15 protein-coding genes are annotated in these 14,702 nt (G+C 72.2%); 6 read left to right on the top strand and 9 right to left on the bottom strand.

Annotated features, from left to right (window positions below):
- Positions 1-13 precede the first annotated feature (13 nt).
- Positions 14-1,180 carry an AI-2E family transporter gene (locus tag ACWIHY_RS00130; RefSeq protein WP_454373836.1) on the bottom strand — a complete coding sequence of 389 codons (1,167 nt, stop codon included), beginning with the start codon at positions 1,178-1,180 and terminating at the stop codon, positions 14-16.
- Between the two features lie 148 nt (positions 1,181-1,328).
- On the bottom strand, positions 1,329-1,523 hold the full coding sequence (locus ACWIHY_RS00125; RefSeq protein ID WP_454373273.1) for a DUF3046 domain-containing protein: 195 nt from the start codon (positions 1,521-1,523) through the stop codon (positions 1,329-1,331).
- 79 nt (positions 1,524-1,602) lie between these two features.
- Between ACWIHY_RS00125 and ACWIHY_RS00120 the strand changes: the two genes are divergently transcribed.
- On the top strand, positions 1,603-2,517 hold the full coding sequence (locus tag ACWIHY_RS00120) for a hypothetical protein (RefSeq protein ID WP_454373272.1): 915 nt from the start codon (positions 1,603-1,605) through the stop codon (positions 2,515-2,517).
- Here the strand turns inward: ACWIHY_RS00120 and ACWIHY_RS00115 are convergent.
- On the bottom strand, positions 2,488-3,138 hold the full coding sequence (locus ACWIHY_RS00115; RefSeq protein ID WP_454373271.1) for a PucR family transcriptional regulator: 651 nt from the start codon (positions 3,136-3,138) through the stop codon (positions 2,488-2,490). The two genes, ACWIHY_RS00120 and ACWIHY_RS00115, sit on opposite strands and share 30 nt — an antisense overlap.
- A 39-nt stretch (positions 3,139-3,177) precedes the next feature.
- Here ACWIHY_RS00115 and ACWIHY_RS00110 point away from each other — a divergent pair, with 39 nt between their 5' ends.
- Together ACWIHY_RS00110 and ACWIHY_RS00105 are read left to right on the top strand one after the other, a co-directional pair.
- Positions 3,178-3,336: a hypothetical protein gene (locus ACWIHY_RS00110; RefSeq protein ID WP_454373270.1), complete on the top strand. Its 159-nt coding sequence runs from the start codon at positions 3,178-3,180 to the stop codon at positions 3,334-3,336.
- On the top strand, positions 3,281-3,685 hold the full coding sequence (locus tag ACWIHY_RS00105; RefSeq protein ID WP_454373269.1) for a hypothetical protein: 405 nt from the start codon (positions 3,281-3,283) through the stop codon (positions 3,683-3,685). Before ACWIHY_RS00110 ends, ACWIHY_RS00105 begins: the two co-directional genes overlap by 56 nt.
- Before the next feature lie 83 nt (positions 3,686-3,768).
- Here the strand turns inward: ACWIHY_RS00105 and ACWIHY_RS00100 are convergent, their stop codons facing one another.
- The 3 genes from ACWIHY_RS00100 to ACWIHY_RS00090 are packed head-to-tail and all read right to left on the bottom strand — an operon-like array spanning position 3,769 to position 5,685.
- Entirely contained in the window at positions 3,769-4,074 is a 306-nt protein-coding gene (locus ACWIHY_RS00100) for an AzlD domain-containing protein (protein ID WP_454373268.1), read from the bottom strand.
- Entirely contained in the window at positions 4,071-4,808 is a 738-nt protein-coding gene (locus ACWIHY_RS00095) for an AzlC family ABC transporter permease (protein WP_454373267.1), read from the bottom strand. The genes ACWIHY_RS00100 and ACWIHY_RS00095 overlap by 4 nt, the downstream gene beginning before the upstream one ends.
- Positions 4,809-4,818: 10 nt before the next feature.
- Entirely contained in the window at positions 4,819-5,685 is an 867-nt protein-coding gene (locus ACWIHY_RS00090; protein ID WP_454373265.1) for an AraC family ligand binding domain-containing protein, read from the bottom strand.
- 91 nt (positions 5,686-5,776) lie between these two features.
- Here ACWIHY_RS00090 and ACWIHY_RS00085 point away from each other — a divergent pair, with 91 nt between their 5' ends.
- From ACWIHY_RS00085 to ACWIHY_RS00075, 3 genes are all read left to right on the top strand, one after another.
- Positions 5,777-10,411 carry an ATP-dependent helicase gene (locus ACWIHY_RS00085; protein ID WP_454373264.1) on the top strand — a complete coding sequence of 1,545 codons (4,635 nt, stop codon included), beginning with the start codon at positions 5,777-5,779 and terminating at the stop codon, positions 10,409-10,411.
- Between the two features lie 321 nt (positions 10,412-10,732).
- Positions 10,733-11,530 carry an Fpg/Nei family DNA glycosylase gene (locus ACWIHY_RS00080; RefSeq protein WP_454373263.1) on the top strand — a complete coding sequence of 266 codons (798 nt, stop codon included), beginning with the start codon at positions 10,733-10,735 and terminating at the stop codon, positions 11,528-11,530.
- Positions 11,531-11,704: 174 nt separating this feature from the next.
- A complete protein-coding gene (locus ACWIHY_RS00075; RefSeq protein ID WP_454373262.1) occupies positions 11,705-12,469 on the top strand; it encodes an SDR family NAD(P)-dependent oxidoreductase in 765 nt (254 codons plus the stop codon).
- Positions 12,470-12,988: 519 nt separating this feature from the next.
- Here the strand turns inward: ACWIHY_RS00075 and ACWIHY_RS00070 are convergent.
- The 3 genes from ACWIHY_RS00070 to ACWIHY_RS00060 form a co-directional block, all read right to left on the bottom strand.
- Positions 12,989-13,459, bottom strand: coding sequence for a Dps family protein (locus ACWIHY_RS00070; protein WP_454373261.1), 471 nt, complete (start codon positions 13,457-13,459; stop codon positions 12,989-12,991).
- A 194-nt stretch (positions 13,460-13,653) separates the two neighbouring features.
- Positions 13,654-14,034 (bottom strand): helix-turn-helix domain-containing protein, encoded by a 381-nt coding sequence (locus ACWIHY_RS00065; protein WP_028814221.1) that lies wholly within the window; start codon positions 14,032-14,034, stop codon positions 13,654-13,656.
- 109 nt (positions 14,035-14,143) lie between these two features.
- Complete coding sequence (locus ACWIHY_RS00060; protein WP_454373835.1) at positions 14,144-14,671, bottom strand: CinA family protein; 528 nt, start codon at positions 14,669-14,671, stop codon at positions 14,144-14,146.
- Positions 14,672-14,702: the final 31 nt, after the last annotated feature.

Raw genomic sequence — 14,702 nt, 5'->3', positions numbered from 1 at the left:
GTACGTGAACGGGTCAGGCGTCGTCGTCCGAGGACGGCGGCGTCCGGTCGGTGCGGGACACCGACCGGGGCTCGTGGCGGAGTGTGCGGCGCAGGCGTGCGAGGGCCGAGATGCCCCGGCGCCGCGGGCGCCTGCCGTGCACGCGCGGGTCGTCCGTCACGGCGTACCGCTTCACGTAGGCGCCGAGGAATGCCTGCAGTGTGGCGATCGCGGGGATCGCGATCAGCGCGCCGACGGCTCCCATCAGCGCCGTGCCGGCGACGACCGATCCGAAGGCGACCGCGGGGTGGATGTCGACGGTCTTCGAGGTCAGCTTGGGCTGCAGTACGTAGTTCTCGAACTGCTGGTAGACGACGACGAATCCGAGCACCCACAGCGCGTACCAGGGGTTGACGGTGAAGGCGATCAGCATCGGCAGTGCGCCCGCCAGGTACGTACCGATCGTTGGAATGAACTGCGAGATGAGCCCCACCCACACCGCGAGGGCGGGAGCGTACGGCACGTCGAGGATGAGCAGCAGGATGTAGTGCGCGGCGCCGGAGATGAGCGCCATCAGGCCGCGGGAGTAGATGTACCCGCCGGTCTTGTCGACCGCGATCTCCCAGGCGCGCAGCACCTCGGCCTGGCGCGCGGGCGGCAGTACGGAGCACAGGGCGCGGCGCAGCCGGGGGCCGTCGGCGGCGAAGTAGAAGGAGAACAGGAAGATCGTCAGGAGCTTGAACAGCCCGCCGAGCAGGGTTGCCGAAACGGCCAGCACTCCGGTCGCGCTGTTCTGTACGTACCTCCGCAGCCAGTCGGAGTTGAGGACGCTGTCCTGGACCTCGACCCGGGAGAGCTCCGTGTGGAAGGTCTGGTTGATCCAGTTGATCACTTGGTCGAGGTACTTGGGGAAGTCCTCGACCATTTCGACGATCTGCCCGGCCAGCATCGAGCCGAGCAGCACGACGAACCCGACACCCGCGACCAGCACGCCGATGAAGACCAGGAAGGTGGCGAGGCCGCGGCGCATGCCGTGGGCCGCCATCCGGCCGACGGCGGGTTCGATCGCGAGGGCCACGAAGAAGGCGATGAGGATGTTGAGCAGCAGGCCGATGAGCTGGTGGAACGCCCAGTTGCCGAGCTGGAAGCAGGCATAGAGCGCGAGGGCGAGCACCATGGCGCGCGGCAGCCACCTGGGCATGCGGGCCGGACCGCTGTCCGTCCCCGGGGGCGGGGGCGGTGGTGCGGTCGGCGGGTGGTCTTGCCCGGCGGGCTCGTCGGTGGATGCCACGGGGCCAGTCTGGCTCATGCCTGTGACATCGCGCCCCTCGCGCCCCCCTCCCCGCACGTCAGCGCTTGTCCGCGGGAACGTCCATCGCGACGCAGACGGCGCGCCATACGCTCTTCGCGTCCCAGCCGGCCGCCAGGGCCTGGTGCACTGTTCGGCCGCCGAGTTCGGCCATCACATGGTCGCGGGCGAAGGAATCGGCGTACGGCTCGCCGAAGTGCTCCGCCATCCGCTCCCAGAAAATCGTCAACCGCATGACCCCAGTATCGCGCCCCTGAGAGTGCAGCCCGGTCCGGGGAGCTTGCCGAGAGCGCTTTCCGTCCTACGGTCGTTCCATGGCTGGATCCGGAGCATCCCCCCTTGCACGCGCCGAGCACTTCGTGTGGCTGACCGCTCGCGTTCTCGAACAGCGGCGCTTCGCCTACCACTTCCTGGAGGGCGGCGCCGACGCCGTCGAAGCGGCACTCGCCCCGTACCAGGGTTCGGACGGCGGCTACGGCTACGCGCTGGAACCCGATCTGCGCGGTCCCGTGAGCCAGCCGCTGCACGTCGCCCACGCGTTGCGTGTCCTTGATTCCATCGGCAGCTGCGAGGGCGGGCGGGTGGAGCGGATGTGCCGCTATCTGTCCGAGGTGTCGACGAAGGAGGGGGCGCTGCCCGCGGTGCACCCTTCGCTGCGCGGCTATCCTGCCGCGCCGTTCGTCCCGGTCGTGGACGACCCTCCGAGTGATCTCCTGGCGACGGGTCCGGTGGTGGGGCTGCTGCACCGCAACGAGGTGTGGCACGCGTGGCTCTTCAGAGCCACCGATTTCTGCTGGGCCGCGGTCGAGGCGCTGGAGAAGTCCCATCCGTACGAGGTCCAGGCGGCACTCGCGTTCCTGGACGGCGTCCCCGACCGGAGACGGGCCCGGGCCGCCGCGGATCGCCTCGGCCGGCTGGTGCGCGAGCAGGGGCTCGTGGTGCTGGATCCGGCGCGGGCCGGGGAGCAGCCAGTCTCCGCGGGGTACGCGCCGGGTGAGTACCACTTCGCGTACGACTACGCCCGTACGCGAGGATCGCTTGCCTGCGGCTGGTTCACCGATGAGGAGATGAGCCGTTCCCTGGACTTCCTCGCGGCCGGGCAGCGGGAGGACGGGGGCTGGCCGATCCGCTGGCGGGAGTGGGCGCCGGGGACGGCACTGGAGGCGCGTCCGGTGGTGACGATCGACGCCCTGCTGACGCTACGGGCGTACGGACGCGTCATCGGCTGACTGCGGCGAGGCGGCGTCCCGCAGCAGCAGGGCGGCGATGGCGAGGGCAGTGCCGCGCGGGGAGGACAGGTCGATGCCGGTCCGCTCGGCGGTCTTCGCGAGCCGGTTGTCGACGGTGTTCGGGTGCAGGCCGAGCAGGGTGGCGGTGGCACGGCGGTCCTGCTGCTGTGCGAGGAACGTGCGGAGGGTGCCGATGAGTTCCGGACGGTCCGCGACCGGGTCGAGCAGGGCGGCGATCTGGTGGCTGCTCTCGCTGGGGCGCGAGAGATGGAATTCGAGGAGTACGTCGTCGAGCCTGTGCAGCCCGGGCGGAATGCCGCACGCGCGCGTGACGCGCAGAATCTCGGTGGCGGTACGGGCCGCTTCCGGCACGCCCTCTGGTCCCGCGGCCGTGACGGCGGCGATCCGTGCACCGGTGCCGTACGCCTTGCCGACGAGCTGCGCGAGGTTCTCCGGCGGCTCGCGGTCGGCAGGGACGACGGCGCGTCCGGAATCGGCGTCGAGGAGGGCCAGAACGTCCGTTCCGAAGGCGTGGTCCAGGGCGGTCTGTACGCGGCGCCTGCGCCGGCGCGCCGCCACGGCGTTCCCGGGAACGGCCGGGGCGAATCCGAAGGCGAGCACGAGTGCGGGCCCTTCGAGCCGGAGCTCGTCGAGCAGGACGTGGCCGGGCGGCAGTACGCCGTCGAGGAGCCCGCGTACCAGGGAGCGGCGCTGTTCGCGCTGTTCCGCTTCGAGGGCGGAGCGTTCGTCGAGGTAGGTCTCGGTGACGGCCCCGACGACGCCGTGGTGCGACTGGAGCAGCAGGTCGACGAGCGATGAGGGCGGCTTCGTCGCCGGGCCCGGCCGCCTCGCGCATGGCCTGCCACAGGACGTACATCCCGAGGGCGTGCGTGCGCAGCAGGAGGTGCAGGGGCATGCCTTCCTCGGCGCGCTGTGCGGCGCGCTCGCGGAACAGGCGGTGGCCCGTGGGGCCGGAGTGCGGTTGCGTGACGCGTCTCAGGAACAGCCGTACGCCGTGGCGTGCGGTCGCGGCGATCTCCAGGTCCTTTACGTCGCCCGGCAGCTCGGCGTACCCGGGAAGCTCCTCGAAGGAGTCCCGGGCCATGCGCCGCGCGAGTTCGTTGACCCGGGGCTCGCAGCGCAGCGCGAGTGCCCTGGCGGCGGGTGACAGCGTCATGGTCTCTCCCTGGGCGCTGCGGAACTGGAGAATCCGGCCGGTGTGACGCGTCACATTACCGAGGGCTCTGTACGTCAGCCGATCACCCGTAGACCCGCGGTGACGACCACAGCGGCCCCGACCACGACGAGGAACGGGGCGCGCAGGACGATCGCGAGCGCCGCCGCCGCGAGTCCCGCGCCCCTGGCGTCGAGTGTCAGGTGCTGACCGGTGCTGAAGGTCTGCTGGGCAGTGAGAGCGGCCAGCAGGGCCACGGGCAGCAGGGCGGCCAGGCGCTTCACGAGCGGGCGCTCCAGCGCCCCTGCGGGCACCAGCAGGCCGAGCAGTTTGACGAGGTAGCAGCCGACGGCGGTGGCGCCGATCGCGATCCAGACGCTCATCGTCCCTCCTCCTTGGTGTCGCGTGCCCTGCGGCCCTGTACGAAGAGCACGGCGGGGGCGGCGAGCGCGGCGACGAGCACCGGCATGCCCGCCGGCAGCACCGGCAGGAGGCCGAGGACCAGGAGCACCGCGAGACCCGCGACAGCGCGTTCCATGCCGGTACGGAGCATGGGCGCCAGGAGTGCGAGGAAGACGGCGGGGCTCGCGGCGTCCAGGCCCCAGGCGTCGGTGTCGCCGATGGCTTCCGCGCCCAGAGCGCCGACCAGAGTGGTGAGGTTCCACAGCACGTACAGGGACAGTCCGGTGACGGTGAAGCCGAGCCGGGCGCTGCGGCGCGAGGGCTGCGCGAGCGTCACGGCCGTGGTCTCGTCGATCACCCAGTGGGCGGCGAAGGGGCGTACGAAACGGGGCAGGGCGAGCAGCTGGGACAGCCGCAGTCCGTAGAACGCGTTGCGTACACCGAGGAAGAAGGCGCCCGCGGCAGCGGTGAACGGGTTGCCGCCCGCCGCGAGCGCGCCGACGAGCGCGAACTGAGAGGCCCCCGTGAACACGAGGAGGCTGAGCGCGCAGGTCTGGAGCAGGCTCAGGCCCGAGCCCGCCGAGGTCACACCGAAGGCGAAGCCGGAGAGCCCGACGGCGACGCCCACGCCGAGCGCGTCGCGGACGACGGCACTGTCCGGTTTGGCCGCGGGTGGTTCTGTGCGTATTGCTGGGGGTGCTGTCTGTTCTGCCACGTCCGGGACACTACGTCGGGCGGCCGCGGCCGGTCTTGTACGTTCTTGCGCGCTCCCGCTGGTAGGCGCCGGGCGGCACCCCGACGATCCGGGTGAAGTGGCGGTTCAGATGCGGCTGGTCGCTGAACCCGACCGCGGCGGCGGCCTCGACGGGGGCGGTGCCGGCCTCCAGGAGCCGCCGGGCGCTGCGCACGCGCGCGTTGGTGAGCCAGGTGTGCGGCGGCATGCCGTACGCCGCCTTGAACGCGCGCAGGAGCGCGAACGGGCCGGTCCCGAGTTCGTTCGCGAGCTGCTCCAGGGAAGGGGGATCGGCCATGCGCTCCTCGAGGAGGCTCTTCGCGAGCGCCGCCGTGCGCGCCCCCGCCGCGGCCGGCGCGCGGGCGGGCAACGTCTGGCCGTGCCGGCGCAGCAGCCGCGCCACGGCGATGCGGAGCAGGCTGTCGGCGGCGAGGGCGTTGCCCTCCTCGGCTGCCTTGTGCACCGCGCGGACGAGCCGCGCGGTGTCGGCGTCCTCAACCATGGTCTCGGCGAAACCGGCCGTCCCCCGGAGGCTCGTCGTCTCGTCGGCGATGCCGGCGACGACCTGCGCCGAGGGGTAGAGGGTGGCGTACGACCATCCTTCGGGCACACCGGCGTGGGCGGCGTGCGGCACCTCGGGGTTGATCATGACGACGGTGCCCGGGCGGGCCCTGATCGTGCCCTGCGGCATGACCACGTCCTCGATTCCGCGGAAGACGGCACCGAAGACGAATCCCTCGTGGCTGTGGCGCGAGAAGGAATGGCGCACGTAGCGGGCTCGCAACAGGTCGAGACCGGGCACTCCCGGATACTGCCAGTGCCGCGCCCACTCGTCCGCGTGCCGCGCCTCCGTCGCCATAAAGCCATTCTGCGCCCGTCCCGCGCGCCGCTGACCTGCGCGTCCATGTCCTGGACACCCGTTGTCAGTGGTCGGGTGCACGATGGGGGGCATGTCCAGGACTGCGCTCGACTCCTTCTCCCCCGCGACCCGCGGCTGGTTCACGGGGGCCTTCAGCGCGCCCACCGCGGCGCAGGAAGGTGCCTGGCAGGCCATCTCCGAGGGTTCCGACGTCCTGGTCGTGGCCCCGACCGGCTCCGGAAAGACCCTGGCCGCGTTTCTCGCCGCCCTCGACGACCTGGCGTCCGAGCCCCCGCCCGCGGACCCCAAGAAGCGCTGCCGGGTGCTGTACGTATCGCCGCTCAAGGCCCTCGCGGTCGACGTCGAGCGCAACCTGCGCAGCCCGCTCACCGGCATCCGCCAGGAGGCCGTCCGGCTGGGGATGACCGAACCCGACGTGCGCGTCGGCATCCGCTCCGGCGACACCCCGGCCGCCGAGCGGCGGTCGCTGGCGACGAAGCCGCCGGACATCCTCATCACCACACCCGAATCGCTGTTCCTGATGCTCACTTCCGCCGCCCGCGACGCCCTGGCCGGCATCGAGACGGTGATCCTGGACGAGGTGCACGCCGTCGCGGGGACCAAGCGCGGCGCGCATCTCGCCGTATCCCTGGAGCGGCTGGACGAGCTGTTGCCGCGCCCCGCCCGGAGGATCGGGCTGTCGGCGACGGTCCGACCGGTGGACGAGGTCGCCCGCTTCCTCTCCCCCCAGCGGCAGGCCGCCATCGTCCAGCCCCCTTCGGGCAAGGAGTTCGACCTGTCCGTGGTCGTCCCGGTGGAGGACCTCGGTGAGCTGGGCGGCGCCCCCGCCAAGGGGGACGACGCGGGCGACAAGCCGTCGATCTGGCCGCACGTGGAGGAGCGCATCGCCGACCTCGTCCAGGCCCACCGCTCGACGATCGTCTTCGTGAACTCCCGCCGCCTCGCCGAGCGCCTGTGCAACCGGCTCAACGAGATCGCATACGAACGGGCTACCGGCGAACCGCTTCCCGGCGACCACTCCCCCGCCGAAGTCATGGCACAGGCGGGCGCCGCCAAGGGCGCTCCGCCCGTGCTGGCCCGCGCCCACCACGGTTCCGTCTCCAAGGAGCAGCGCGCCCAGGTCGAGGAGGACCTGAAGGCCGGCCGGCTGCCCGCCGTGGTCGCGACCTCCAGCCTGGAGCTGGGCATCGACATGGGCGCGGTGGATCTCGTCGTCCAGGTCGAGTCACCGCCGTCCGTCGCCTCCGGCCTCCAGCGCGTCGGCCGCGCGGGTCACCAGGTCGGCGCGGTCTCGACCGGTGTCGTCTTCCCCAAGTACCGCGGCGACCTGGTCCAGTCGGCCGTCGTCACCGAGCGCATGCGCAGCGGCTCCATCGAGGCCCTGCGCGTCCCCGCGAACCCGCTCGACGTCCTGGCGCAGCAGCTCGTCGCCATGGTCGCGCTCGACGCCTGGCAGGCCGACGACCTGCTCACCGTCGTCCGCCGCGCGGCCCCGTTCGCCTCGCTTCCCGAGTCCGCGTTCACGGCGGTCCTCGACATGCTCGCGGGCCGCTACCCGTCCGACGCCTTCGCCGAACTGCGCCCCCGGGTCGTGTGGGACCGCATCGCCGGTACGGTCACGGGCCGCCCCGGGGCTCAGCGCCTCGCCGTCACCTCCGGCGGCACCATCCCCGACCGCGGGCTCTTCGGCGTCTTCCTGGCCGGATCCGACCCCAAGAAGGGCGGCGGCCGGGTCGGCGAACTCGACGAGGAGATGGTCTACGAATCCCGGGTGGGGGACGTCTTCACGCTCGGCACCACCTCGTGGCGCATCGAGGACATCACGCGCGACCGGGTGCTCGTCTCGCCTGCCCCCGGCGTGCCGGGCCGGCTCCCCTTCTGGAAGGGCGACCAGCTGGGCCGCCCCCTAGAACTGGGCCGCGCGCTGGGCGCGTTCGTCCGCGAGGTCGGATCCCTCGCCCCGGAGGACGCCCGGCTGCGCCTGACCGCCGCCGGACTCGACGCCTGGGCCGCCGACAACGTCCTGTCGTACCTCGACGAGCAGCGCCGCGCCGCAGGTCACGTCCCGGACGACCGCACCATCGTCGTGGAGCGGTTCCGCGACGAGCTGGGCGACTGGCGGGTCGTCATCCACTCCCCCTTCGGAGCCCAGGTGCACGCCCCCTGGGCGCTGGCCCTCGGCACCCGCCTGACCGAGCGGTACGGCATGGACGCCCAGGTCATGCACGCCGACGACGGCATCGTGCTGCGCCTGCCCGACGCCGACCTGATGGGCTTCGACCTCCTCGACGACGAACCGTCCCGCCCAGGCACGGAGTTCGACAGCGACCAGGCCCCCCTCGGGGCCGCCGACGTCGCGTTCGACAAAGGCGAGGTCAACCAGCTCGTCACCGATCAGGTCGGCGGCTCGGCGCTGTTCGCCGCCCGCTTCCGTGAATGCGCCGCCCGCGCGCTTCTGCTGCCACGCCGCAGCCCCGGCAAACGCACCCCGCTGTGGCAGCAGCGCCAGCGCGCCTCCCAGCTGCTCCAGGTCGCCTCGGAGTTCGGCTCGTTCCCGATCGTCCTCGAAGCCGTACGGGAGTGCCTCCAGGACGTCTTCGACGTACCGGGCCTCACCGAGCTCATGGGCGACATCGAATCGCGCCGCGTCCGGCTCGTCGAGGTCACCACCCCCGAGCCCTCCCCGTTCGCCCGCTCCCTCCTCTTCGGTTACGTCGCCCAGTTCCTGTACGAGGGCGACTCGCCCCTCGCCGAGCGGCGCGCCGCCGCCCTGTCCCTGGACTCCCGGCTCCTGGCCGAGCTGCTCGGCCAGGCGGAGCTGCGCGAGCTGCTCGACGCGGATGTCCTGACCGAGCTGGAGCAGGAGCTGCAGTGGCTCACCGAGGACCGCCGTATCAAGGACACGGAGGGCGTCGCCGACCTCCTGCGGGTCCTGGGCCCCCTCACCGACGCCGAGCTCGGGGCGCGCGGCGCCGAACCCGGCTGGGCGCAGGAGTTGTCGACCTCCCGCCGGGCGATCCGCGTGCGGATCGCGGGGGCGGACCACTGGGCGGCCGTCGAGGACGCGGGCAGGCTCCGCGACGCACTGGGCACGGCGCTCCCCGTCGGCGTACCCGAAGCCTTCACGGAGCCCGTCAAGGACCCGCTCGGCGATCTTCTGGCCCGTTTCGCCCGTACGCACGGCCCCTTCACGTCCGCCACGGCTGCCGCCCGGTTCGGCCTGGGCGCGGCAGTGACGGACGGCGCCCTGCAACGCCTCACTGCCGGCGGCCGCGTCGTACAGGGCGAGTTCCACCCCGCCGGGATCGGCCAGGAATGGTGCGACGCAACGGTGCTGCGTCGCCTGCGGCGCCGGTCCCTCGCCGCCCTGCGCCACGAGCTGGAGCCGGTTCCGCCCGCCTCGCTCGCCACGTTCCTGCCGCAGTGGCAGCACTTCGGCAGCAGCAGCCTGCGCGGCATCGACGGACTGGTGCGCGCCGTCGAGCAGTTGCAGGGCGCGTCCGTCCCCGCTTCCGCGCTCGAGAAGCTGGTCCTCCCGTCCCGCGTCGCGGGTTACTCCCCCGCCATGCTCGACGAACTCACCACCACAGGCGAGGTCCTGTGGGCCGGGTCGGGCGCCCTGCCGGGCAAGGACGGCTGGGTGTCCCTCTACCTCGCCGACGCGGCGCCCCTGCTCCTCCCCCAGCCGCACCCCCTCGAACTCACCGCCCTGCACGAATCGGTCCTGACCACCCTCTCCGGGGGTTACGGGCTCTTCTTCCGCCAGATCGCCGATCAGGTCCGCGCCACCACCCACCCCGACTGCACCGATCCCGAGCTGGCCGATGTGCTGTGGGACCTGGCCTGGTCGGGCCGCCTCACCAACGACACGCTCGCACCGCTGCGCTCTCTGCTGGGCTCGGGCCGTACGGCCGGCTCCACCGCCCACCGCGCCAAACGCACCGTCCCACGCGGGCGTTACGGCACCCTCAGCGCGGCCGCCCGCCCCGTCTCCCGCACCGGCCCGCCCACCGTCTCCGGCCGCTGGTCCCTGCTCCCCGCCCACGAACCAGATCCGACCCACCGCGCCCACGCGCTCGCCCGCACACTGCTCGACCGGCACGGCGTGGTCACGCGCGGCGCGGTCGCCGCCGAGGGGGTCGAGGGCGGCTTCTCGGCGACGTACCGCATCCTCGCCGCGTTCGAGGACAGCGGGCAGGCCCGCCGTGGTTACGTCGTGGAGAGCCTCGGCGCCGCCCAGTTCGCGATGGACGGCGCGGTCGACCGCCTGCGCGCGGCGGCCACCGCGCGCGAGCGCGCGGCGGCCGATTCCCCGAACCGCGCGGTGGTGCTGGCCGCCGCCGACCCCGCCAACGCGTACGGGGCAGCCCTGCCCTGGCCCGAACCGCCTTCCGACGCGGGCCACAAACCGGGCCGCAAAGCGGGAGCACTGGTCGTCCTCGTCGATGGCGAGCTGACGCTCTACATGGAGCGCGGCGGCAAGACCCTGCTGGCCTGGCCCACCAACCCGAACGACCCGTCGGCCTCCGACCCCCGCCTCACCGCGGCGGCCGAAGCCCTGGCGACGGCAGCCGGACAGGGCTCGCTGGGCACGGTCACAGTGGAACGCACCAACGGCACCCCCGCCCTGACCTCCCCCCTGGGCAAGATCCTGGAAGCAGCAGGCTTCCACCCCACCCCCCGGGGTCTGCGCCTGCGCCCCTGAGCCGAAGCCGCCCCGACCTCACATGCGCGGCCGACGGCACGCACGACCCCACCCGGGAATCGCCGCCCGGGCGGGATCCACCTGCCCGGACCGCGGAAGCAAACCCGTCGACTCCCCCGGCCCCGAGGCCCGGCCATCAGCTCTCAGGCGCCCGCAGACAGCGATCTTCGAGCCGTCGTCGGCGATCGAGGCGGCAAGAGGACCACCACGCGCCCCCACCCACCCCAGAACACCCCACCACTGCACCAACATCCCGCAGGCAACACGGGAAGGACAGGGGAAGAAACCGCACCCCGCCCCGCTCCACCGCATCATGGACCCATGCCCGAAGGAGACACCGTCTGGCAGGCCGCCCAGCGCCTGCACACCGCCCTCGCCGGTCACCTGCTCGCCCGCGCCGACCTCCGCGTCCCGCGATTCGCCACCGCCGACCTGACCGGCCGCACGGTCCTGGACGTCACCCCTCGCGGCAAGCACCTCCTCGCCCGCATCGAGGGCGGCCTCACCCTCCACTCCCACCTCGGGATGGACGGCTCCTGGAGGATCTACGCCGCCACCGAACGATGGCGGGGCGGCCCCGCCCACCAGATCCGCGCCATCCTCGGCACCGCCGAGCACACCGCCGTGGGCTACCGCCTCCCCGTACTCGAACTCATCCGCACCCAGGACGAAGCGCAGGCCGTCGGACACCTCGGCCCCGATCTCCTCGGCCCGGACTGGGATGCCGACGAAGCGCTGCGCCGCCTCCTGGCAGAACCCGGCCGCGCCCTCGGCGAAGCGCTCCTCGACCAGCGCAATCTCGCCGGCATCGGCAACGTCTACAAGTCCGAGCTGTGCTTCTTCGCCCGCGTCACCCCCTGGCTGCCCATCGGCGAACTCCCCGCCCCCGAGCGCCTGGTCGCCGCCGCCAATCGCCTCCTGGAGGCCAACCGCGACCGCCCCGGCCGCCGCACCACCCTCCGCGAGCGCGCCCCCACCTCGCTGCTGTACGTGTACGGCCGCGCCGGTCGACCCTGTCTGCGCTGCGGCGCCACGATCCGCCACGCCGACCAGGGCGACGGCAGCCGCCTGCGCCCCACCTACTGGTGCCCCCGCTGCCAGTCGGGCCCGACCCCCTGACCGACGGCAAACACCACTCGGCACCCGACACCTCACCCACCACCACACACGCACCCACGCACCGTAGGCTCCCCCACGCCCCCCACACACACCTCACACCCACGTCCAGCACACCCCGGCACTGCCCCGCACCCCCAATTGACGACTCGTCAGATCCAGTCGTACCTTCCCCCCATGCCCCTCAAGGCGTACGACCTCACCGGCCGCACCGCACTCGTCACCGGCGCCGCGAGCGGCATCGGGCGGGCGAGCGCACTCCTCCTCGCCGAAGCAGGCGCCACCGTCCACTGCGCGGACCGCGACGAGAACGGCCTCCAAGAGACCGCCACTCTCATCGACAAGGCAGGCGGCACCGCCCACCCGCACCTCCTCGACGTCACCGACCGCGCCCGCCTCGCGCAGGCGGTAGCAGCGGTCGGCCGCCTCGACATCCTCGCGGCCATCGCCGGAATCATGCACAGCAGCACCGTCCTGGATACCCGCGACGAGGACCTCGACCGCGTCCTGGCGGTCAATTTCAAAGGTGTTCTGTACGCCTGCCAGGAGTCGGCCCGCGCGATGATCGCCACCAAGACCCCCGGCAGCATCATCACCATGGCGTCAGGCGCGGTCGACGCGGCGAACGCCGGCCTGCTCTGCTACAGCGCCGCCAAGGCCGCCGTCGTACAGCTCACCAGGACGCTCGCGACCGAGCTCGGCCCCCACTCCATCCGCGTGAACGCCGTAGCTCCCGGCTGGATCCGCACCCCCATGACCGACCGCCACGACGCGACCCTCCAGCACCGGGTGGAGGAGGCCATGGTCCGCGCGTCCCCACTGGCCCGCGTCGGCGAGCCCGAGGACATCGCACACGCCGTCCTCCACCTGGCATCCGACGCCTCCGCCTTCACGACGGGCCAGATCCTCCGCCCGAACGGCGGCGTCGTAATGCCCTGGTAGCGCCGTGAAAGCCGATGGCACCGCGCCTGCATCCGATGACAGCCCCGCGCCACAGCGGTATGGCCCCCCGCCATACCGCTGTGGCACCCCGCCGCGCCCCCACGGCCCCCCGCCGCAGCACCCGCGACGCGCCCCGACGCTCCGGCGCGAGCCGGGAGACGGTCCCACCCTCCGCCCCCGGCGCACACCGGGCCCCGCGCCGACGCCTCGCATCCGCCCCGGCCGCAGCCGCCGACACGACATGGACCGGCAGCAGGCTGAGCCCCCAGCCGCCCGCCGCCACCGCGCCCTCCACGACCCCCGTCCGCTCGGGCAGCAGCACAAGCCGCAGCACGGCGCACCACCACACCGCGCCGAGCACCAGCACCGCCCCGCGTCCCCAGAAGTCACGCCATGTCATGGCTGCCTCCTCCGGCCGACGCTAGACGGCTCTCCGCACACACCGGGAGGGCGCACCGGAAGCACACCCCGGCGCACCCACCCGCACCTGACACCGCACGCGCCCGCGCTCTACGCCCCCTACACGCTCTCCGCCTGGAACATCCATGCGTGCTTCTCGAGGTCCGCCGTCAGCCCGATGATGATGTCCTGGCTCACCGGATCCGGCTCAGCGGTCGCCGCGATCCGTTCCCGCATGCGCCCCGACACGACACCGAGCGCGTCCACCAGGATCCGTACGGCGTCCTCATCCTTGATCCACCCCGACGGAACCTCCCGGATCGCCGTCGCCCGTGCCACGCTCGCCGACCGCCCGTCCGGACTGACACCCAGCGCCGAGGCCCGCTCCGCCACCGAGTCGGAGTGCAGCCGCGCCGTGCCGACGACCTCGTCGAGCTGCAGGTGTACGGACCGGAATCGCGGACCCACCACGTTCCAGTGGACCTGCTTGGCCACCAGCGAGAGATCCACCAGGTCCACGAGCGCGCCCTGCAGGGCCTCGCCCACCACCTTGAGATCCGCCTCGGGCAGAGTGCTCTTCACGACAGACATCCGTTTTCCCTCCTCAGAGAACAAGAGCCAACCGGCAGAAAACAGAACGGACCGACCAGCCCTTCACAGCCGTCACAGCCTTCACCATGGCACAAACGCCGTAAAACGGTCATGCGAGCGCATAAAAGAGCCCCGGAGGTCCCTCAGGACCCACCGGGGCTCTTTTACAAGCCTTCAGACCGCAGTCGCCGCAGTCAGGCGGCGACCACGTCCACCGCTTCCGCGGGTGCCTTGATCGTCACCCGCTCCGGTGGCACACCTGCCACCGACGTCACCGAAACGGAATTGAGCATCGGGCGTACCGGTGGACGCACCGGCTCGCTCGCAGCCGACTCCGCCAGCTCAGCCAGCGACAACTCATCACTCACTTCGCGCATGAGCTCGGACATCCGTACGTCAAGCGCGTCGCAGATAGCGGAGAGCAGCTCGGAGGATGCCTCCTTCTGCCCCCGCTCCACCTCGGATAGATAGCCGAGTGAAACTCGGGCGGACGAGGAGACTTCGCGCAGAGTACGGCCCTGGCGCTGGCGCTGCCGACGCAGCACGTCACCAAGCAGGCGACGGAGCAGAATCATCGGTGGCTCCCTCCTCGGACCGCGTAGCCGCATCCTTCACGCCCCACCGTACCGCCTCGCGCTGCGGCCGTGCGGGGAGCGATGTCGTGTTCACTCAGGGCTGCAAACATCAATTCCCCCCGTTCTGTTCCGTATCCTGTGCCCGCGCATTTTCGTGCAGTTCGCCGGAGAGCAGGGTCAGTGCCCTCCGTACACTCTCCATACGGATTACCGCCCGGTCTCCGTTCAACCTCAGCCGGGCCACTTTCCCGACCCCGGCCGGCCCCGCGACCGCGACGAACACGGTCCCGACGGGCTGCCCGTCCTGGGCATCGGGACCGGCGACGCCCGTGGTCGCTATGCCCCAGCCGGCTCCGAGTACGCGCCGTACCCCTGCCGCCATCTGGCGCGCGACCTCGGGATCCACGGCCCCACGCTGCTCCAGCAGTGCCGCGTCGACGCCGAGAATGTCCCGTTTCAGCTCCGTGGCGTACGCCGTGACGGCCCCGCGGAACACTCGGGAAGCACCAGGCACGGCGGTCAGCTCCGCAGCCACCAGACCGCCGGTGAGCGATTCGGCAACAGCGAGCGTCTCGCCCCGCCCTGCCAGCAGCTCCAGCACCTCGGCGGCACCACTCGCACCAGTGCCACCGGCCACGGTGACCACTCCACCACCACCCGGCACACCG

The organism is Streptomyces sp. NPDC055287 (assembly GCF_053646035.1).
This window is presented reverse-complemented; position numbering and strand designations above follow the sequence as displayed.

Coding starts and splice junctions, on each gene's coding strand:
- ACWIHY_RS00125 (WP_454373273.1), bottom strand. CDS start 1,523: ATGCGGTTGACGATTTTCTGGGAGCGGATGGCGGAGCACTTCGGCGAG.
- ACWIHY_RS00065 (WP_028814221.1), bottom strand. CDS start 14,034: ATGATTCTGCTCCGTCGCCTGCTTGGTGACGTGCTGCGTCGGCAGCGC.
- ACWIHY_RS00085 (WP_454373264.1), top strand. CDS start 5,777: ATGTCCAGGACTGCGCTCGACTCCTTCTCCCCCGCGACCCGCGGCTGG.
- ACWIHY_RS00130 (WP_454373836.1), bottom strand. CDS start 1,180: ATGCCCAGGTGGCTGCCGCGCGCCATGGTGCTCGCCCTCGCGCTCTAT.
- ACWIHY_RS00075 (WP_454373262.1), top strand. CDS start 11,705: ATGCCCCTCAAGGCGTACGACCTCACCGGCCGCACCGCACTCGTCACC.
- ACWIHY_RS00090 (WP_454373265.1), bottom strand. CDS start 5,685: ATGGCGACGGAGGCGCGGCACGCGGACGAGTGGGCGCGGCACTGGCAG.
- ACWIHY_RS00100 (WP_454373268.1), bottom strand. CDS start 4,074: ATGAGCGTCTGGATCGCGATCGGCGCCACCGCCGTCGGCTGCTACCTC.
- ACWIHY_RS00120 (WP_454373272.1), top strand. CDS start 1,603: ATGGCTGGATCCGGAGCATCCCCCCTTGCACGCGCCGAGCACTTCGTG.
- ACWIHY_RS00070 (WP_454373261.1), bottom strand. CDS start 13,459: ATGTCTGTCGTGAAGAGCACTCTGCCCGAGGCGGATCTCAAGGTGGTG.
- ACWIHY_RS00080 (WP_454373263.1), top strand. CDS start 10,733: ATGCCCGAAGGAGACACCGTCTGGCAGGCCGCCCAGCGCCTGCACACC.